The sequence below is a fragment of the Botrimarina mediterranea genome (assembly GCF_007753265.1).
GTDB lineage: Bacteria > Planctomycetota > Planctomycetia > Pirellulales > Lacipirellulaceae > Botrimarina > Botrimarina mediterranea.
Window position 1 is genome coordinate 4,995,707 of the sequence record NZ_CP036349.1, and the last position, 20,253, is coordinate 5,015,959.

Sequence of the window (20,253 nt, forward strand, 5' to 3'; positions counted from 1 at the left end):
TGATTGGAGCTCGACACAGTCTGACGCTGCGCTCAGCGTGGGTGCCGATTGGGGGGATAAAGGCTGGTGTTGGAATCATACGTGCAATGCTTGAATCTCGAGTCCACCATATAATTAGGAGTGCGGCCACAGCTCCAGGTGCTAACCGATGAGTGCAGTAACAAAGGCTGATCAGTCCTCTTGCCGAATGCTAATGCCCAGCTGGCAAACTGGCTATTAGCGATCGCACTCAACGGTGGCACCTGAACCCTTATCACTCCGTCCACGAGGTTGCATCACGTGGGGCGGATTGCCGGCTCCGCCAACTCGCTGACGTGGTCTTGCCCGACTTAGACCGTTGCGACGTTGGCGCCTAGCGAAGCCGCTAGTGACGATCCAACCGACTAATTTTCGAACAGGACCTCATCCAGGTCGGTTGATCCAATCGACGCCGTTGAGCATGCTCCTGCGTCGAAAACGTTCTCGGTAGGTTTGCGTATTGAAGTACACGTATTAGTGTCGCTTGCTCAACAAGACTCCTCAAGCAGTCCGCTCTGTCACCGATTGGTTATGCCCTAGTGCTTATCGGCGGAATTCGGCCCAGCGAATTCCCAGCTTGCGCATCCGGGCACGGAGCGTATGGGGGTTGATGTCGAGGATCGCCGCCGCGCCGTCATGGCCTTCGATCTTTCCCTGGGTGCTTCGCAACGCGACTTCGATGTGGCGGCGCATGGCGTCGTCCAGCGTGGCGGGTTTCCCGCTTTGCAGAGACGCGGTGCTGCTGGCGTTGGCTTCCGAAGTGAGTGGTGAAAAGCCTAGGGCGGCGCTGATTTCCAGGGTGCGTCCCTCGCCAAGAATCGCCGCACGGTCGATCACCGCGCCGAGTTCACGGATGTTGCCTGGCCAGCGGTAGCCAGCGAGCACTTCGAGATCGGATTGGGTCGGCGCGACGGGAGTTAGGCCGAAACGCGTCGCCGCTCGCTGGGCAAAGTGATGGGCGAGCTCGGGGATGTCGCCGACGCGGTCGCGTAGCGGCGGCAGCAAGATTGGAAAGACCGCGATTCGATACCACAAGTCTTCGCGGAACCCGCCGGACTGGGCCATCGCGGCGAGGTCGCGGTGCGTCGCAGCGATTACGCGTACATCCACACGCAACGGGTCACCGCCACCGACGCGTTCTATGATCGAATCCTGCAGGACCCGCAGGAAGCGAACCTGCGCGTCAGGTGGAAGCTCGCCGATCTCGTCGAGGAACAAAGTGCCTTGGTCCGCACGTTCGAACCAGCCCTTGCGTTGCTCCGAAGCGCCGGTAAACGCGCCCTTCTCGTGGCCGAAGAGTTGCGAGTCGACGAGTTCGGGAGGGATGGCGCCGCAATTGACACGGATAAAGGGACCCGAGTGGCGGTCGCTGCGCTGATGGATCGTACGGGCGATGACCTCCTTGCCGGTGCCCGTCTCGCCCAATAGTAGAACCGGGGCGTCGGACCCGCTCACGAGGTCCACTCGACGCATAACCTGAGCGAGACCCGTCGCTTCGCCGACAACAAGGTCCGTGAGGTCGGTGCGACCCAATCGACGCAAGAGACTCCGCTTGTCAGCTTCAGCCGCTTCGCGCAGCGCCACTAATTCGTGCCAGCGATGATCGGTTGCGAGCGAAACCGCAATCGGCTCTTGAACGGCGCTGAGCAGGCTCGCATGCCGCGGACCAAAGGGCTTGCCGTCGAGAGAGCTTGCCAACAGCAGTCCGATTGAGTCGCCGTGCAGTAGTCCGCCAGCCCACCCGGGGGACATGCCTAGCGTCTCAGCAAGCGGCGACAGAGGCCGTGGTATTTCGTTCGGGTCTCCCGCCGCCCAGCCGACCCCGTTCTTCTCTGCCCACGCGATCAAGCGTTTGAGATTATCGGGCGCCTGAGAGATTAGCCCTGTCGGCGATCCTGCGGGGCCGGTGGCGACGTGGGCGGCATGGCCGTGCTCTCGGTCCAATCGCACAACATCCAGGCGGCTGACTGGCGCGACCGTGGTGAGGGTCGACGCCACGGCGTGCAGCGACGGTCCGATCTCGTTATGCCGAGAGGTTTCTCGCCACGCTTGCAGAACCAAGTCTTGAATACGCATGCCGGCTGGGCCTGGGGAGCATATATCACAGCTGCCGTTGCTAATGCTAGCCATTGCCGTCTTATTTGCTAGTCGATTAAGGCGTGACGGGACGGGATCACGGGGCGGGGTTGAAAACACCGGCAATTCCGCGGGGAGTGATCGATTGGCGCGGTAACTGCATACCCGGCGCCGGAAACCCCTTCTTCCTTCCAACGGAAGCGACACGATGACCCGCCTTGCTCCATACGCCGCCCTTGCCCTGCTGCTCGCGCCGATTGCCGGGTGTGGTCCTTCCTCGCAAGCGGATGCTTCGGGACGAACGCCATCGGGCGAGCCCGCGAAGGCCGGCAAGGTGACGCTGCTCAACGTTTCCTACGACCCGACCCGCGAGCTTTACCAGGAATACAACAAGCTCTTCGCCAAGAAATGGCGAGAAGAAGCGGGCCAAGAAGTCACGATCGAGCAGTCGCACGGCGGCGCCGGCAAGCAAGCCCGAGCGGTGATCGACGGCTTGAGAGCCGACATCGTGACGCTCGCAATCGGCTACGACATCGACGAGATCGCTCAGCAGACCCAACGCTTGCCGATCAACTGGCAATCGCGGCTCCCGCACCGCAGCTCCCCCTACACATCGACGATCGTGTTCCTTGTCCGCAAGGGGAACCCTAAGGAGATCAAGGACTGGGACGACTTGGTGAAGACCGGCATTGAGGTGATCACGCCCAATCCCAAGACCTCCGGCGGGGCCCGATATAACTACCTCGCTGCGTGGGGATATGCCCTCCGTCAGAACGATAAGAACGAAGACAAGGCGAAGGAGTTCATCAGCGCCTTATTCAAGAATGTCCCGGTGCTCGACTCGGGCGCCCGCGGCGCTACGACGACGTTCGTGCAGCGGGAGATCGGCGACGTACTACTGACGTGGGAGAACGAGGCGCTGCTCGCTCTGCGTGAGCTAGGTGAAGGTGAGGTCGAGATGGTTGTCCCCTCGGTGAGTGTCCTCGCCGAGCCTCCGGTTGCCGTCGTGGATAAGAACGCCGAGGCCCACGGCGCGCTTGAAGCCGCCAATGCCTACTTGCAAGGCTTGTACGCCCCTGAAGGCCAGAAGCTCGCCGCCAAGCACTTTTATCGTCCCCAGAGCACCGAGCACGCCGACAAGGCCGACCTCGAGCGCTTTGCCGAAATCGAACTGTTCTCGGTAGACGACGAGTTCGGAGGCTGGCAAGAAGCGCAGAAGAAGCATTTCGTCGACGGCGGCGTGTTCGACGCGATCTACCAGCCTTGATCTTCCTCTCTCTCGCACTGTCCACAAGGTCTTCCGCCGCTAGGGAGGGCGACGCATGTCACGCACATCCGCTATCGCCGCGCTGCCCGGGTTCCGACTCACGGTCGGTTACACGGTTCTGTATCTGAGTTTGATTGTGCTGCTGCCGCTGGTCGCCCTGTTCCTCAAGGCGGCCGGCCTGGGCTGGAACGACTTCATCGCGGCGGCGTTCAACCCGCGAGTGATGGCGTCTTACTGGCTCACGTTCGGCACAGCGTTCATCGCTGCGGTTATCAACGCGGCCTTCGGCTTAGCGGTGGCCTGGACGCTGGTCCGCTACCGCTTCCCGGGCCGCCGGCTGATCGACGCGTTGGTGGACTTGCCTTTCGCTCTGCCGACCGCCGTATCGGGTATCGCCCTGACGGCGGTTTACTCGCAGAACGGCTGGATCGGGCAGTGGCTCGAACCGCTTGGCATCAAAGTCGCTTTTACTTCCACGGGGATCGTCGTGGCGCTGGTGTTCATTGGCTTGCCCTTCGTTGTGCGGACGCTCCAACCCGCCCTCGAGGACCTCGAAAGGGAAGTCGAAGAGGCGGCCGCGAGCCTCGGCGCCACGCCGATCCAAACTTTCATTCGCGTGACGCTCCCCGCCATCTTGCCGGCGCTGCTGACGGGGTTCGCGCTCGCGTTCGCTCGGGCGATCGGTGAGTACGGCTCGGTGGTCTTCATCTCGGGCAACATGCCGATGAAGACCGAAGTGACTTCGCTGCTGATTGTTACCAAGCTTGAGCAATACGACGCAGCCGGCGCCGCCGCCATTGCCGTAGTGATGCTCGCGGTGTCGTTCACTCTGCTGCTGGGGATCAACCTCTTGCAGCGTTTGTCAGGCCGTCGTCACCTGGCGGGAGTCTAAAGATCACATGAACGCCATGACCTCTGTCGGAACGATCGCGGCGCCCACGAAAGCCGCCCGATCCCGCTCGATTGATTGGAGAGAAGCCCTGCCGCGTTGGACACTGATCAGTCTGACCTTAACCTTCCTCGCCCTGTTCTTGTTCGTTCCGCTCGCGGCGATCGTCGCCGAAGCGTTACGCAAAGGACTCGGCGCTTACTTCGCTAGCTTCACCGATCCCGACTGCCACTCCGCGATTCGCTTGACGCTGCTCGTGACGGCGATCGCCGTGCCGCTGAACCTTGTGTTCGGGCTGGCGGCGTCGTGGGCGATCGCCAAGTTCGAGTTCGTCGGCAAAAGCTTGCTGCTGACGCTGGTGGACCTGCCGTTTGCGGTGTCGCCGATTGTGTCGGGCTTGGTCTACGTGTTGCTCTTCGGGGCGCAGGGGTGGTTCGGTCCTTGGCTGGCGGAGCATGACATTGAGGTCATCTTTGCCGTGCCGGGGATCGTGCTGGCGACGATCTTCGTGACGTTCCCGTTCGTGGCTCGCGAAGTGATCCCGCTGATGCAAGAGCAAGGCAAGGACGAAGAGCTCGCCGCGCTGTCGCTCGGCGCCAGCGGATGGCAGACCTTCTGGCGCGTCACGCTGCCAAACGTCCGCTGGGCCGTGCTGTACGGCGTGATCCTGTCGGTCGCCCGGGCGATGGGCGAGTTCGGCGCCGTGTCGGTGGTTTCGGGCCACATCCGCGGCCGCACCAACACGATGCCGCTGCACGTCGAGGTTCTTTACAACGAATACAACTTCGTCGCCGCGTTTGCGGTGGCGTCGCTGCTAGCCCTCCTCGCGCTGGTGACGCTCGCGCTGCAGAGCGTCGTCGAATGGCGTCTGAGCCGCGAGACCCGCGGCGACTCCCACTAAAACACAACGCGTCTAGCCGACGCCCGCACGAGGAAGAATTCATCATGAGCATCGAAGTCCGTCACGTCTCGAAGTCCTTCAGTGCGTTCAAGGCGCTCGACGACGTCAGCCTCCGCATCAATGGCGGCGAGTTGGTCGCGCTGTTGGGCCCGTCGGGCTCGGGCAAGACGACGCTGCTGCGATTGATCGCGGGGCTCGAAACGCCCGACGATGACTCGCGTACGTCGGTCCTGTTTCATGACCGCGACGTCTCTGAAGCCAAGGTCGCCGAGCGCCGTGTGGGGTTTGTGTTCCAGCATTACGCGCTGTTCCGCCACATGACGGTGTTCGACAACATCGCCTTCGGCCTGCGGGTGAAGCCCCGCAGTGAGCGGCTTCCCGCCGATCGCATTCAAGCAAAGGTTGAACGGCTGCTCGAACTCGTGCAGCTGAAGCAGTTCGGCAATCGGTTCCCGTCGCAACTCTCTGGCGGCCAGCGGCAGCGTGTGGCGCTCGCCCGGGCGCTTGCCGTCGAGCCGAAGGTTCTGCTGCTCGACGAGCCGTTCGGTGCGCTCGACGCCAAGGTGCGGCAGGACCTGCGGCAGTGGCTGCGTCGTCTGCACGAGCAGATGCACGTGACCACGGTGCTTGTTACGCACGACCAGGAAGAGGCCCTCGAAGTCGCCGACCGCGTTGTCGTGATGAACCATGGTAGGATCGAGCAAGACGGTTCGCCGGACGAACTGTTCCACAACGCCCAGACGCAATTCGTCATGGAGTTCCTCGGCCAAGTGAACATGTTCCACGGCCGGGCGGTCTCTGGGTTCGCAACGGCGGGTCCGCTACGCGTCGAGTTCCCCAACTACCGCAGCGACGAAGCGGCGCCCGCGCGGGTTTACTTCCGCCCCCACGACCTCGAAGTCCGTCGGCGCCCCAACGGTGACCCCAGCCTGGCGGCGACCATTCGCCGGATCAACACGGCCGGTTCGCTCGGCCGCGTGTCGCTGACGACGCTCGACGGCGTGCCGGTGCTCGTGGAAATGACGCTCGACGAGTTACGCGAACTCTCGCTCCAAGAGGACGAACTGGTTCACCTCTACCCGAAGCAGGCGAAGGTGTTCCTCGATGGTTCCGCCGTCGGACATGAAGGCAAGCTCACCACACCCGCGAGGTCCGTCGCATCGTGACCCAGTCAACCCGCATCAACGCTACGCGGCACATCGGCCCTACGCCCGACGAGCTGCAAGAGGTCGCCGACGCTCTGCGTGGCCTGCACTTCGGCGTTGTGCAAGTCGTGGTGCAGGACGGCGTGGTCGTTCAGATCGAACGCACCGAGAAACGCCGCCTGCGAATGCAGAAACCCGCCGAGTAAGCGGCACGAACTGTTGCCGCACTTTTATCAGCCCCACTGCATCGGCAGAGGGCTCTCTCCCCACTCAAGTCCGACCGGACATCCGGAGGCGAAGCATGACCAGGACTGTCTCGCCATGTCGCCTCTCCGTTCGCGCCTTTCGATCGCGCTGTCGCTGCTGAGCCCGCTGGCGTTTGTCGGCTGTGTCGATTCGGCGCCGCTCACCGTCGCCACCTATCCAGTCGAAGCCCCGATCACGTTCCAGGGAAAGCCGACGCCGGGCGCGTTCATCGCGTTCCACCCGGTGACGCCTTCCGAAGATGTCCCCGCGCCGCGTGGCGTTGTGACACGTGAGGGGCAGCTCCAGGTATCGACCTTCAATGGCGGCGATGGCGATCCCGAAGGGGGGTATGTCGTCACGGTTCAATGGAACCGCCTCATTCGTCGCGGCGACGAGATCGTCGCGGGGCCGAATGTCATCCCGCGCAAGTACGCCTCGCCGCAAACGTCAAACCTGCGGGTCCGCATCGCGGCGGGCGACAACAAGCTGGACCCCATTCGGCTGTGACGAGACCTCCAGACTCTCTCGATCGTTTACCCCTGTAACAACTGAATGAAGGGATTTGTCATGAAACCAGTCCGTCGCGGCTTCACCTTAGTGGAGTTGCTCGTTGTGATCGCGATCATAGGGATTTTGGTCGCGCTTCTGTTGCCCGCCGTTCAGGCGGCGCGTGAATCGGCCCGTCGGGCGCAATGCATCAACGGCCTGAAGCAGCTCGCGTTGGCCGTCCACTTGCACCACGACGCCAAGAACGCCGTCCCGGTCAGCGCCCGGCCGGTGGGACTGACAACGGCGCCGCGCATCGCCGCGATGACCCATCTGTTGTTCTATCTAGAAGAGGGCAATGTTCGGAACACCTTCGACCTCGATAAGAACTGGGGCCACATCGACAACCGACCCGCCGTGAACACCGTGATCTCGGTGCTCAACTGCCCTTCGACTCCCGAGAGCCCCAATCGGCTGGACGGTCTACCGGAGGTCAACCCTTGGACACCCGAGGTTGGCGTCCCCACCGACTACTCCCCGACGGTGTGGGTCGATAAGCGGCTACTCGAGGCTGATCTGGTGGACCGGACCAACAACGCCGACGGCCTCGCGAACGACGAGCCCGGCATCATGGAGTACAACAATCCCAAGTCGTCGTTCCGCAACGTCACCGATGGGCTGTCCAAGACGGTATTGCTCGCCGAGTCGGCAGGGCGCCCTTACCTCTACCGTAAAGGCAAGAAGATTTCTTCAGACCTCGTGCAGGCCCGCGTCAACGGCGGCGGCTGGTGCCGGCCGGCCTCGGACATCCTGGTGGTCGGTGTAGCAGCCGACGGGACGGCGCAGGTCGGCCCGCGTGCGATCAACGCGACCAACGGCTTCGACATCGTCGAAAGTGGCTACCCCCACCCGGTGCAGAGCACGTTCGGTACCAGTCAAACGTACGCGTTCCACCCGAGCATCGCTAACCACGCTATGGGCGACGGCTCGGTGCGTTCGCTGAACGAAGACCTCGACATCCGTCAGTACGCCCGCCTGGTGTCCCGAGCCGGTGGTGAGATCTCGAAGGACTGATCTGTCAGCACGCCTAGTCGAGAGAAAGCCCGTAGAGGCCGCGGCGACTCACTAGTTCGCCGCGGCCTCTACGTCATTTCTGTGCGCTTGTTCATTAAAAGCTAGCCCGACACCGTGAGCGGCCCGTTAAGAAAGCACTTAGGCCGACACTTCTCGTCTGCTTTGCAATGCCAGCTGCACCACATTGGCCCGACCGACTTCTTCGTTTAAGCAATTTTTTCCAAATGGCGGCTGCATCACTCGACCTGAATTCGAGCTTCAGCCAACTCACCGAGCTGGTCCGTCAACCAATTCACCTTGGACGGACCCGGCCGCGGTCGATCTGACGGCGCAGTCGGGACACCGATGGTCCCGAGTACGACCTTCTTCCACCGCCTTGGCTCGCCGCTCAGAACTGTGTAGCACCGACGCGCTGAGTGGTAATGCCAACTAGGTCCAATGTGCATAAGTGCGAAACGTCGTGGCAACCTTGCGTATTGCAGAGATCCTCGTCGGTCCAAATATTTCACCATCCCGGAGCTGGCAGAAGGCCGAATGGATTGGTCGCGCAGTATCTGATTGGCAACAGGCTTTGATCCATGCAGTCATCAGAGAGACCTACTTGCACTTCTCGACTGCCGCGTAGCTAGAGCTCACTTTCGGTGAAGTAAACGGTGTCCCTAACCGCCCCGCATTCGCGTAGGCGGTCGGCGGCCACAATGCGGCCGAGGACCCAGACAGGGTCCGGAGGCACTTAGACACTAAACCGCATCGGAACGAATCGGACGTACTTCGTTGGCAGGGCGACTATGACTCTAAGAGGTCACAAACTCTATAAAACAAGGGGTTTGATGGGCAGAGTCATACTACTACTAGTCGAAAAGTGATGCCCGCCGCACATGAACTTCCCTCGATCGCGGGTTTCACCCACCGCCCAGGGGGCCGGCGGAGGACCCGAGGGGGGGCGCCCCTGCCTACGGCCTCGGCAGGGCCACCAGAGGCCGCGCCTGCGGCCTATCGAGGGGCGGGGCGAAGCTATTGACGATCGCCCCGACAGTCGAAAGAGTGACCACGTCAGCGGGCCACAACGGCCCGCGATTATCCCGCCGCCGCCACACTGGCGGCCGCCTATCTGGAGAGCTCTACAATGTCCGTCGCTACTTCCTGCGCTGCCTCTGTCGTTGCTGTCTCGCCCGCCGGTCGTGCTCACGACGCCCCCGCGGTGGCCACGTGCGATCGCAAGGCGCTGCTTGAGGCGCTTACGCTCGCCTGCAAGGTCGCCCCGCGTCGCTCCCCTAAGCCGGTTCTGCAGAACGTCCGCTTGGCGTTCTCGGGATCGGAAGGGGTGACGGTATACGCTACCGACCTAGAGCAATCGCTCTCGGTGCACGTGACGCGTTGCGACGTCTCGCAATCGGGCGCCTTCCTGGCGCCTGCCCGCGAGCTCTTGGCGGTCGTTCGCGACTCGGCCGACGTCGTCATCAAGCTGGACGCCTACCGCGGCCGCGTTCACGTTGTCGGCGACAATACGTTCGCCGAGCTCACGCCCGCCGGCGCCGGCGCCGGCGTGACAGTCGATGATTACCCCGCGCCCGTGGCGGCGGGCGCCGATTGGCTCGGCGCCGTGAACGTCGACGCGGCAAGCCTGCTCGAGCTGATCCGCGGGACGATCGGCGCCACCGATACCGAGTCGAGCCGCTACGCGCTCGGCGGTTCGCTCTTCCAACTCGAGCCGCCTACCGAGCTCGAGGCGGAGACGCGGCGGGCCGCTGGCTTGGCGCCGGTCGCTACGCTCTTGGCGATCGGCACCGACGGGCGCCGATTGCATCGCATCGCCTGCGATGTCGTCGACTTTGACGCGGCCGAGGGCGCGTTCTCGGGCGTTGATACGATCCCCCCGGCGCGGTCGCTCAAGACGCTAGCGGCCGCGCTCAAGGGCCGCACGGATAGCGTCACGTTCGCCAAGACGCGCGACGCGGTGACGTTCTCGGCCGAGTCGTTCACGTTCTCCAGCCGCCTACTCGAGGGCCGCTATCCGCGCTGGCGCGACGTCGTGCCGTCGCGGCTGGAGTCGTTCAAGGTCTCGGCCACCGTCGGCGAGCTCGCCGCGGCGCTCAAGGCCGCCAAGGTCGCGACGTCCGAAGAGAATCGGGGCGTCGACTTCACGTTCGGTAGCCAAGCGATCGCCCTAGAGGTCGAAGAGGGGCCGCGCGACGCCCGCCGCTGCACGTTCTCGCGACGCCTGGCGGCTGTCACGCCAAGCTGCGGCACGGTCGAGGTTACGCTCGACCCGCGCTATGTTCTCGACTTCCTGGCCGTTCTCGACAAGCGCCAAGCGGTCGAGGTTGAAACGGTCGACTGCGACAGCGCCGTCGTGCTCCGCGCCCACAACGCGCTAGCGGTCGTGATGCCGCTAGCCCGCGACCGCAACTAGCGCCCCCGGGGGCGGGCCGTAGGCGGCCCCCCGGCGCGGTTCAATTCCGCGCCGCCCCCTTCGCCGCCGCCACCCTGGCGGCCGCGTTTCCCTTACCCCTCGAGGTTTCACGATGGACGATAAGAAAGCGGCCGAGCTCGAGGCGATCGGCGCCAGCGCGGCCGAGTCGATCGCCGATATGGTGGCGGCATTAGAATGCGATTACGACCGCCTGGCGGAGCTCCGCGAAGAGCTTGAGGCGTTCGGCGAATCGCTCGGCGAGCGGCTCGAGGAATTGCAGGAAGAGCGCGACGACGACGACGCGGGCGCCGACGCCTGGCGGGCCGCGAATCCCGACGCGGCCCGCGAGCTCGCCGAGCTCGAGGCGCTAGCCGAGCTCGAGCGGACCGATAAGCCCACGGCCCGGGCCGCCCTGGCGGCCCGCTGGGCGGTCGAGAATCCCGACGAAGCGGAAGAGCTCGCCGAGCTCGAGGCGGCCGCCGGCGATTGCGACGACGCGGACGACGCCCGGGAGCGGATCCTCGAGGATCCGCTCTCCCTGCGCATTTTCGGCGAGCGGACCGACGGCGAATGGGAAGCGACTAGTTTTGAGCTCTTGCTCGCTACGGGCGGGCCCGCGGTGCGGATCCTTGGCGACATCGATCACCACGGCGAGCCGAGCTCGCCGCGGCTCGAGGTTCAAGACTGGTTCACCCCCTGGCGCCAGTATTTCGACGTCGACGCGTCGACGCTCGACGCTTACTGCTCTTGCTTCTATTTCGGCGAGTAGACACGCCCCCCCACCGGCGACAGCGTGAGCGGGTTTCGCAACCCGCCGCCGGTCTCGCTACCGCCACACTGGCGGCAGCTATTCAACCCCTCGAGGTCTCACGATGACACGCAAGCCCTGTTCGGTCCCGATCGACAATGCCCGCTACGCAACGGCGCGTCTGCAGCGCCTGGCCGGCCACCACGCCGCGCCCACCGATCCACCCTGGCGCGACGACTGCCGCGAGCTCGCGGGCGTTCTCCGTTTCTTCGCGGGCTACTTCGACGGCGTCTCGCGGAAGAGCTGCGACGACTGCCCCGCGCAGACGCGGGCCGTTGCGGTTCACTTGCTCGCCTGGCATGCCAGCCGCGGCGCCCGCGGCGTGGCGTTGCGTGAGGCGTTCGCCATTGTCGAGGCGCGGCCGCGACTGTCGCGGGATATGCTCGGCGCGTCACTCGACGACTGGCGGCGCCGTTTCGACGCCTTGGCGCCGCCGTACGATACAACGCCGATCGTCTAGCGCCCCGCGCCCACAATCCGAACCACGCCACGCCCCCGCGGATCCCGCGGGGGCGTTTTTCGTTGCGCCCTCGGGGCGGCGCGGACCGCCTGGCGTTCTCTCTACTCGCCGGGCCCGCGAATCTCTAGCGGGCCGCATGGCGGCCGCCTGCGCCCCTATCGACGCGTCACGCCCGCGGATCCGCCAGGGCCGCCAGGCGCTGCGCCAACGCGAACCTATCGGCCGGCGCCAATCCCTCGAGGATCGACGGACGGGGCTACGGTTCGCGCCCGCTGTCCGCCAGGGCCGCCAGGCGCTGGCGTTCGTCCGCGCGCTCGGCCGCGAGCACCAGCGGCGAGACGGTCCAGGGCGCCGCGCTGTCGTGGTTGCTTTCCATTCCGCAAGCCTACCGGCCCGCCGGGGGCGGGTGGCTAGGTCGCAACGGGCCGCGCGGGAAATATTTCCCGAAATAATTCCGGCCGCCCATTTAATCAGCGGCGCCACCCACTGTTTAGGCGGTCGCGACGCGTGTTGCAAAATCCCTCACCCCTCAGCGGGGCAACGAGATTCAGCGCTTTTCCACCCCTGCTAATGCGGGCGTTTCCCGCGTCCCCCGTCCCTCGCCCCTCACCCCTGCTTTGCCCGATGCGACTCGTAACGGAACCCACTACGATTCAGTACAAACCCCAGCACTTTTGGTCCTCGTTTTTGGCGACCGCCTCCGCCGATCGGCCCGTTTCGATCCCCACCGCGCCCATGCCCAGCAGCCCCTGGCCGTCGCTCACCGCCGCTTACGGACCCGGCCGCCAGTCGGCCCTCTTGAACCGGGCGATCCGCGCCGAGTTCCCCGGCGGCGCCGAGCTTATCGAAGCGCTGGCGCTGGGCAACCGGACGCAGAAGTGGGACAACCCCGGCTGGCGGCGGTTTCTGACGCTGCTCGAAGCGGCTCACGAACGGCTCAAGCACGGCGGCGTCCGCTCCCATGTCTTTCAGGTGAGCGAGCGGGTGCGATACCTCCTCAACGAGAGCGACCCGGCCGCCTCGGCCGCCGACCTCGAGGCGATCCGCGACGGCCTCCGCGCCGCCCGCGACCTGGCCCGGCGGGCCGTGCTCGACCGCCATGCGGCGGGCGGCTGAATCATGCGGTGATCTCTTTGGCGCACGCCGCGGGGATCGTCCCCGCGCCCTCGTCGCCGACCGACGCCGCTGGGCAGCACGGGCTGGGGCGAATCGGCCGGGGTTGTTGGTAATGCCCGCCGGGCAATCGAGGATCGCGCCCGATTCGAGGTAGATCTGCCCCGAGTTGACGAACGGGCATGTGATCTTGAGCGTCGCCCCGGCGCGGACGCGGTCCAGCCCGGTGTTGACGCACTCGCCGCCAAAGACGTCTTTCCTTCGTTCACTCGCCTGCGTCGATCGACGAATGGCCATCGCCTTGCTCAACTTCGATGCGGCAGTTGTTGACGCGGCCCGTGCGGCTATAAAGCGGCCCTCTGAAAAGGACCACTGTGCCCTTTTTCGGTTTCGATAGTCGTGGGGGCGTAAAGGCGCTGCAGCCGCAAGCAAGACTTCGCTGCTGAATCACTAGCCGCGTCTGTTGAAGGCGACGGCAAGACTCGAAGCAGAGGGACTCGCGCAAGCAACTGTTCACTTCACCGACGCGTAGGCTTCTCTAACTATTGTTAGCACGCAGCGACGCACGTCATCGGCCAAGTGTGGCCAAGCGTCTGCAATAGTCGCTAGTTCAGCGTCGAGCGCTCCACATGCTGCGTCACCTGCGGCCGCTTTACCACTGCCAGTCGATGATTGCTTTGGTTGTTCGGCCCCCCTACGGGGTACTGCTTTTCTGCGAGAGCCTTGAAGGCTTGTTCGCTAACGGGCCGTCGATTTTTTAGCGGTCGCCTCCAAGTCAGTCTTTTGCCCAATTCCGTCCTGGATTTGGTCCGCCCCGGATCGAATCGCCCCGCAAAGTACCGGGGCGCCGGTCATGAGGCTCGCTGCGGGGCTCGGAAGGCGCGCCTGCCGCTCGCTGAAACCAGGCCCGCTGTATCAGAGGTCGAGATGGCGTCCTCAGGCGCGATCTCTCCACCAACCGCCAATCCGAAGGTGTCGTAGAGTTGTTGTTGCGTCAGCCCAACGTATGCCGACGGGACCCCCTGCAACGGCTCGGGGAACGGAACGGCGTCGGCTCGTTGGACCGGGAAGTAGAGCCGATGGTTCGAGTAGGGACCGTACTGCAGCGTCAACGCCACCGGGTGGAAGACGACGAGGGGATCGCCGGTGACGTTCTGCGTTCGGAAAATCGCCGCTACGTCTTTCGCGCGCGAGTCGCCCACACTTCCGAAGTGGATGTCGCCGGTGATCAGCACCTGCAACCCCTCTGGGATGACGGCGGGGTACGCCACGATGTTCATCGATCGACTGATGAAACGCCCGCCGTCGACGACGTTCACGCCTCTCTGAGGGAGGTAGAGCCCCAGGCGGTAGCCTTCGACGCGCAAGTTGTCGTAGTAGATATCCTGCGTATCTCCGTTGCCCTCGACGCCAAAAGTGGTGCTGGCCGTTGGATCGATAATCACCGTGAAGTCACGCAGGATCGTCCGGTTGGCGTACGGAAGCGAGACGCCGGTGGTGTTGTTCCAGAACGTCGAATCGCTAAGAACGCTTCTTGCGCCATGCTCCGACCGCCACAGGTTGTACCGGAAGGTGAGGCCGACCTTCGACGAGTAGCCCACGTTGTTCTCGAACTGCTTGATCGGCACGCTCATCGCAGGTAGCGTCGAATCGCCGCCAGCGAGCGAAGGGTCATCCAGATTCTCGGCAAGGAACGGGGTCTCGACCCCTCCGAAACGCAGACCACGGGTGTAGTAGAAGAACGCGCTTCCGGTCGAGCCGGATACGACATTGTTGGTGACCGTCAGGGCCGCACTATGCAACCAGAAACCATCGCCGTTGAAGCCGAAGTCTTGACGGTAGACCCGGCTATGGACGTCCTCTGTCGTGCCCGTGGTGTGGAGGGCGATATTGCTATCGAACGAGCCAATCTCGTCGCCTACTTCGGACACGTACGCAGCGCCGTTCACGCCGTAGGCGACGTTGCCCGTGAAATCCACGTAGCTGCTGTGGTTGACAAACCCCCAGCCCGGACCGCCATTCACAACACTGCCGACCACGGTTGATGGCGGAGTCGTGGACGTGACGCCGTTGCGGTGGAAGTGGACCGCGTACCGCGCTCGCGTATTGTCGCCGGTTCCATCGACGAGGTTCCAGTCGCTATCGACCTGCGGATCGGTGAGCGTGAAGCTCTTGTCCGTGCGGCCGAGACCGTTGAACGCGGCGTAGCTGATGTGCACGTCGCGGTTGTGCATGAACATCGTGTGGCCGCGTTGACTGTTGATGTTCGATTCCGATTCGATCACGACGTTCCGCGTCAGATTGGCGACGTGAACCTCGAGGCCCGCTTCGAGCGGGACGTGGTTGAACGCGAGCGCGTCGATCGATACCAGGCGACCGCTGATCGCGCGGATGACGCGAAGTTCTTCTTCCCCGCCACCCGCGGAGGTCCCGGCGATCGCGATCGTGTCTCCAACTTTCCATCCCACCGGCGTTGAAGCGAGCTGGAAAGACGTCGTGCCGGCGACGAGCGCGCCGCTGGTGGCGACGAATCCGGTCACTTCGGCGCCGTACATCTCGACCGCGCCGTGGGTCACAAGGCCACGCCCCATCAAGAACGGGTCGGCTTCGGCATCGATCGGCCCATCGCTTGTGATGACGAGCTTCGCCGTAACATTGGGCTGGACCGGAGCGGCCTCGGTACCCATCTCAAACTTGCCGGTGGGCGCAACAACGATCGTGTCGACCCGGAGTTCGGAGTTGACCCCCGTCGCGAAAGAGAGCGTCCCATCCACCCGCACCGACTTCAGCTCCGGTTGCAAGCGGGCGTTGACCATGACGTGGGCGCCGTAGGGAATCAGCACTCTCGCGCCGGCCGTTGGCACACGGCCACCCTCCCAGGTCGCCGGGTCGGACCAGGCGCCGTTCTTCACCGCGGTGTGCGAGACATCGGCGTAGCGGACGAGCTGGAAGAGACTGAGATGCTCTCGCAGCTTGGAGGGATCGTCGCCATGGCTCATCAACGAGTCGACCATCTCATTCGCCTCGACACCGAGCATGCGGTCCATCGAGTCAATGAGCGCAAAGCCCTCAACCGTAGGCAGCGAGTCGAGCAGGATCTCGTTGTGATGATGCCCGCCGCTGTCGTGATGGTCGTGTTCCATCTCGATGCCCAACGGGTTGTAGACCCCGTTGAAGGCGGACAAGACGAACCAATCCTGGCCAGCTCCGCCCTCGAGTTGGTCGGACGCGTCATCGGCAAAGACGGTCTCGTGCGCGACGAACCGGGCCGGCCCGTGGTGACCGGTCAGCATGGCGACCCGCTGGTCGTAGCCGAGATTACTATCCCACATCGCGAGCGCGGCCTGGAGCGCTGTCAGGTTGTCGTCGTAGGCCGTTGAGCCGTCGATCACCAGATCGTCGCCTGCCGAGCCATTGATCGTGTCGGCGCCGCCGCCGCCGATGAGGAAATCGCGCCCGTCTCCACCGATAAGCGAGTCGCTATCGTCGCCACCGTGCAAGATGTCGGCGCCGTCTTCTCCTTCGAGACGGTCCTGGCCGGCGTCGCCGAACAAGGAGTCGGCGCCCAGGCCGCCGCGGAGGAGGTCGTTATCAGAACCGCCCCGTAGAACATCGTTGCCCGCTCCGCCGTCGATGTAGTCATCGCCGGCGCCGCCGGTCACAAAGTCGTCGCCGTCACCGCCGTACAGCGTATCGACGCCTAGGCCCCCGTCGATTCGATCCGAACCGGCTTGACCGTGAACACTGTCCGCGCCATCGCCACCGGAAAGAAAGTCGTCGCCGTCACCGCCTTCGATGTCGTCGTCCCCGCCCCCACCAATCACAAAGTCGTTGCCGTCGCCGGCGCGGAGGATGTCTCTGCCCTCGCCGCCGTTGATAACATCGTCGCCGGCGCCTCCTTCGATGTAATCATCATTTGCGCCGCCATCAATGACGTCCGCGCCATCTCCGCCGTAGAGGAAGTCGCTCCCCGCCTCGCCTTCGATACGGTCAGCGCCCGCCTCGCCATGGATTACGTCCACGCCGGCGCCGCCGGATAGGACATCGTCACCATCGCCCCCTTCAAGTCGGTCGTCGCCATCGTCACCAGACAGGAGGTCGTCGCCGAGCCTGCCGAGTAGGTAGTCGTTGCCGTCGCCGCCACGGAGTACATCACTCCCCACGCCACCATCGACGTAGTCGTCGCCGGCGCCACCGAGAATCAGGTCATCGCCGTCGCCTCCGTAGAGGAAGTCGCTGCCATTCTCGCCCTCGATCCGGTCTGCGCCCGCCTCTCCATGGATGACGTCGGCGCCGTCGCCGCCGAAGAGGACGTCCGTGCCGTCGCCGCCCTCAATCCGGTCGTCCCCCCCCTCCCCGAGCACGTAGTCATTGCCAGAGCCGGCGCGCAGAGTGTCGTTGCCCTCTCCTCCATAAAGCTGATCGTCGTCGGCGCCCCCCTCAACGTAGTCATCGCCATCGCCGCCGCTGATGACGTCTTCACCGTCACCGCCATAGAGCGTGTCGTTGCCGTCGCCGCCATTGAGCCAGTCGGCTCCGGCGCCGCCCGATAGACTGTCGGCGCCAGAGCCGCCATCGAGCGTATCGTCCCCGTCGTCCCCTTCGAGGCGATCGTCGTCATCCCCTCCCACCAGGGTGTCGTTGCCCCCGGCGCCACGGAGCAGGTCTTTGCCGGCCCCACCTTCGAGGTAATCGTCGCCCTCGCCGCTCTCCAACAGGTCGTCGCCGTCGCCGCCATACATCAAGTCTTCGCCGTCACCGCCATCGAGCAAGTCGTTGCCCGCGCCGGCGTCGAGGTAGTCATCTCCGGCTTGACCATATAAGCGATCGACACCTTCACCGCCGTGTAGCGTATCGTTGTCTTCGCCGCCTTCGAGGCGGTCATCTCCCGCGTCGCCTTGCAGGTAGTCCTCACCCTCGTTGCCGCGGAGCAAGTCGTTACCCAAACCGCCCGCGATCCGGTCGTCTCCCGACCCGCCCTCGATATAGTCGTCACCCGCTCCGCCTTGAATGGTGTCGGAGTCGTCACCGCCGTAGACAAAGTCGTTGTCGGCGCCGCCATCGAGGTGGTCCTCCCCTCTCTGGCCGTGAATGCTGTCGACGCCATCCCCACCGAAGAGCGAGTCATTGCCGTCTCCGCCCTCCAGCCTGTCGTTGCCGGCCCCGCCGAGAAGGGTGTCCGCTCCAGCGCCGCCGATTAGCGTGTCGTCGCCGTCGCCGCCATCGGCGTATGAGGCGAGCGACGTGAGGTTCGTGAACCGGTCGTTCCCGCCATTGCCGGTGAAGGTGATCGACGAGACCGATGAACTCGAGAACGAAGCCGTATAGTGCTTGCCGAGTTCAACATGGGTGACGACGATCTCCCCGAGAGCGCCCTCCGCCACCGTAACCCTGTCGGCCTCGTCACCGCCCACGACAACAATCGTCGAGCCTTCCAGCGTTGCCGGGGAAACCGACAGAACGCACCGGTCCTCAAGCCTCTGTGCGGTCATACGGCGGTGAGTCCGCTGACGCCGAGCGCTACGGCCAGTCTTGAGAAGCTGCTTGAGACGTCGCCAGTGATGGAAGTAAGAAGACATCGCTTGGAATAGTCCGTTCCGAGATTGGCGCCGGACAAGCAATCCTGCTCGCCGGCGATAGACGGGTAGAGTGCGGATTTCGCACCGTACTAGGCGGTTCCTTCGAGCGGGCCTAGTGCAAAAATGGGTCGAAACCTCTACAGAGGGGGCGCGGCTTGGGGGTGACTCGTACTGCGGAGGGGTTTGACTACCTGCCTGTGAAAATCACGTCGAGCAGTTCTTCTCGTGGACCGGTTGCTTCAACCTGCCCCACGAGGTGCGAAGGGCGAGCCGATGTCGGCTTGGAGCGCCGGGCGGTGGCGTCAAGCGACGGTGAGGAGTGTTGACTCGTCCGCGGCGCTTGATTCAACCAAATCTCCGACTCTCAGCAAATGGAAAAATGTCGGTTTTATCGACAATTTCTTCTGACAACCCCATTCTGGGCAGGCATCTGCATTCCGTCGCGACGAAAACCGATGCAGCGAGCCGCCCTTTAGCGAGAAGGGTCGGGCTATTGAGGGCTTATTGAGGGCTGCTGTCGGGTCAGCCTTCCAGGTAGAAGACAACCGCGACGGAAAGGTACATCCCTTTAGATTCTTCTTGCGGCGGGATGTCTATTGCTTAGCCGATCGGTTTTCGGATTTCCGGTTCGCTCGCTTGGGCCGTGACCCGCTGCCGCGTAGGCCCGGCGTCACTCCGTTTCATACGGCGCGAAGTCTGCCAAGTCCGCTGAGTACAGAAGCGCCGTGGCTTCGTCCGCGAACAGCACCCGTTCAGGGCCATCGAAGCAGACCGCCTCGACGTTATCCCCGTTGAATGGCAACCGCGCAACGGGCTTCCGCAGTGGGTCGTCGGCTTCCTCCACGTCGAAGAGCCAGATCGTGTCGTACGTCGTTACGACCAGCTTCGAGCCATCGGGAAGGGCGTCGGCGCCGACCGCTTGGCCGCCCAGTTCGAAGCGGCCCAGCAACTCAAGCTCGTGCGTCAGCCCCTCGGCAATGTCGCTGAGCCGGTAGACCTTCGTCGCCGTGTCGCTGCGGTGCTTCGTGAGAAAGTACAGGCTGTCGCCCAGCGAGAAGACCGCCTCGCAGTCGTAGTTGAAGTCGTCCCGCGGCGCCGGTGTGCTGGCACGTTCGGGGTAGCGGATGAAGACCTTCTTCATGAACGTCGTGCGACCCGCTGCGGGCGTCGGCTCGGGGACGAGGTAGACACAGAGGTCGCGGCGGTCGTTGCGGTTGTCACCAACGTCCGCCACCACCAGCGTGCCGTCCTCCATCACGGCGATGTCTTCCCAGTCGCAGTTGATGGCGCCGCCGATGAGCACGCCCGGCGTGTCGGGGTAACGCTCGCTTTGGTAGCCGGTCGCGTCACGACGCACCGCGTAGATGCGGGGTTCGTCGCCCGAGTCGTTCTGCATCCAGAACAGGTTGTCGTGATTGCAACTGGCGACGATGCCCGAGTTCTCCGCCGCCGGGCCGGCCGGTAGCTTGCCAACCAGCTTCTGCCCCGGCGCAAGCTCCTGCGCAGAGACGACGGCGCTGACGAGCAGCGTTAACACAACAGCGAAGGGCGCGTGGGTCATGGCGTCAAGCTAGACCGTCTGCACGCTAGCGGGCAACGATCTTCGCCAAGACTTCATCGTCTTGGACGCTCGACGCACGGCGCGCGCGATCCTCACGAAATGTATTGGGTTCAAGGAGCAATTCTTCGCACAATCTTTGAGCGTGCTTAACTTAGCCGTAGCGCTTCTTTCCTCACGCTGATCCAGCGAATAACGTCGGGAAGTCTCGCCCAGAGAC

General features: G+C 64.0%; 14 protein-coding genes. 11 read left to right on the forward strand and 3 right to left on the reverse strand.

Translation table 11 applies throughout. From position 1 onward, the window contains the following. Nucleotides 1-561: 561 nt before the first annotated feature. Complete coding sequence (locus Spa11_RS19190; RefSeq protein ID WP_145115488.1) at nt 562-2,094, reverse strand: sigma-54 interaction domain-containing protein; 1,533 nt, start codon at nt 2,092-2,094, stop codon at nt 562-564. 208 nt (nt 2,095-2,302) lie between these two features. Here Spa11_RS19190 and Spa11_RS19195 point away from each other — a divergent pair, with 208 nt between their 5' ends. The 11 genes from Spa11_RS19195 to Spa11_RS19245 all read left to right on the forward strand — a co-directional run bounded on the left by Spa11_RS19195 (nt 2,303) and on the right by Spa11_RS19245 (nt 12,899). Continuing rightward, nucleotides 2,303-3,361 carry a sulfate ABC transporter substrate-binding protein gene (locus Spa11_RS19195; RefSeq protein ID WP_145115492.1) on the forward strand — a complete coding sequence of 353 codons (1,059 nt, stop codon included), beginning with the start codon at nt 2,303-2,305 and terminating at the stop codon, nt 3,359-3,361. 55 nt (nt 3,362-3,416) lie between these two features. Beyond that, nucleotides 3,417-4,253: a sulfate ABC transporter permease subunit CysT gene (gene cysT / locus Spa11_RS19200; RefSeq protein WP_145115497.1), complete on the forward strand. Its 837-nt coding sequence runs from the start codon at nt 3,417-3,419 to the stop codon at nt 4,251-4,253. Nucleotides 4,254-4,269: 16 nt separating this feature from the next. Continuing rightward, a complete protein-coding gene (gene cysW, locus Spa11_RS19205) occupies nt 4,270-5,151 on the forward strand; it encodes a sulfate ABC transporter permease subunit CysW (RefSeq protein ID WP_145115501.1) in 882 nt (293 codons plus the stop codon). 44 nt (nt 5,152-5,195) lie between these two features. After that, nucleotides 5,196-6,317, forward strand: coding sequence for a sulfate/molybdate ABC transporter ATP-binding protein (locus tag Spa11_RS19210; RefSeq protein ID WP_145115505.1), 1,122 nt, complete (start codon nt 5,196-5,198; stop codon nt 6,315-6,317). Then, a complete protein-coding gene (locus Spa11_RS19215; RefSeq protein WP_145115509.1) occupies nt 6,314-6,502 on the forward strand; it encodes a DUF2292 domain-containing protein in 189 nt (62 codons plus the stop codon). The genes Spa11_RS19210 and Spa11_RS19215 overlap by 4 nt, the downstream gene beginning before the upstream one ends. Nucleotides 6,503-6,617: 115 nt before the next feature. Then, complete coding sequence (locus Spa11_RS19220; RefSeq protein ID WP_145115513.1) at nt 6,618-7,049, forward strand: hypothetical protein; 432 nt, start codon at nt 6,618-6,620, stop codon at nt 7,047-7,049. Nucleotides 7,050-7,109: 60 nt separating this feature from the next. After that, on the forward strand, nt 7,110-8,102 hold the full coding sequence (locus Spa11_RS19225; protein ID WP_231933042.1) for a DUF1559 domain-containing protein: 993 nt from the start codon (nt 7,110-7,112) through the stop codon (nt 8,100-8,102). Between the two features lie 1,126 nt (nt 8,103-9,228). Then, nucleotides 9,229-10,515 carry a DNA polymerase III subunit beta gene (locus tag Spa11_RS19230; RefSeq protein WP_145115521.1) on the forward strand — a complete coding sequence of 429 codons (1,287 nt, stop codon included), beginning with the start codon at nt 9,229-9,231 and terminating at the stop codon, nt 10,513-10,515. A gap of 112 nt (nt 10,516-10,627) precedes the next feature. Further along, on the forward strand, nt 10,628-11,284 hold the full coding sequence (locus Spa11_RS19235) for a hypothetical protein (protein WP_145115526.1): 657 nt from the start codon (nt 10,628-10,630) through the stop codon (nt 11,282-11,284). 103 nt (nt 11,285-11,387) lie between these two features. Continuing rightward, on the forward strand, nt 11,388-11,783 hold the full coding sequence (locus tag Spa11_RS19240) for a hypothetical protein (RefSeq protein ID WP_145115529.1): 396 nt from the start codon (nt 11,388-11,390) through the stop codon (nt 11,781-11,783). 735 nt (nt 11,784-12,518) lie between these two features. Further along, nucleotides 12,519-12,899 carry a hypothetical protein gene (locus Spa11_RS19245; protein ID WP_145115533.1) on the forward strand — a complete coding sequence of 127 codons (381 nt, stop codon included), beginning with the start codon at nt 12,519-12,521 and terminating at the stop codon, nt 12,897-12,899. 848 nt (nt 12,900-13,747) lie between these two features. Here Spa11_RS19245 and Spa11_RS19250 read toward each other — a convergent pair. Together Spa11_RS19250 and Spa11_RS19255 are read right to left on the reverse strand one after the other, a co-directional pair. Beyond that, nucleotides 13,748-18,388, reverse strand: a complete 4,641-nt coding sequence (locus Spa11_RS19250; RefSeq protein WP_197529523.1) for a G8 domain-containing protein — start codon at nt 18,386-18,388, stop codon at nt 13,748-13,750. Between the two features lie 757 nt (nt 18,389-19,145). Then, nucleotides 19,146-20,036 (reverse strand): hypothetical protein, encoded by an 891-nt coding sequence (locus Spa11_RS19255; RefSeq protein ID WP_145115541.1) that lies wholly within the window; start codon nt 20,034-20,036, stop codon nt 19,146-19,148. Nucleotides 20,037-20,253 lie beyond the last annotated feature (217 nt).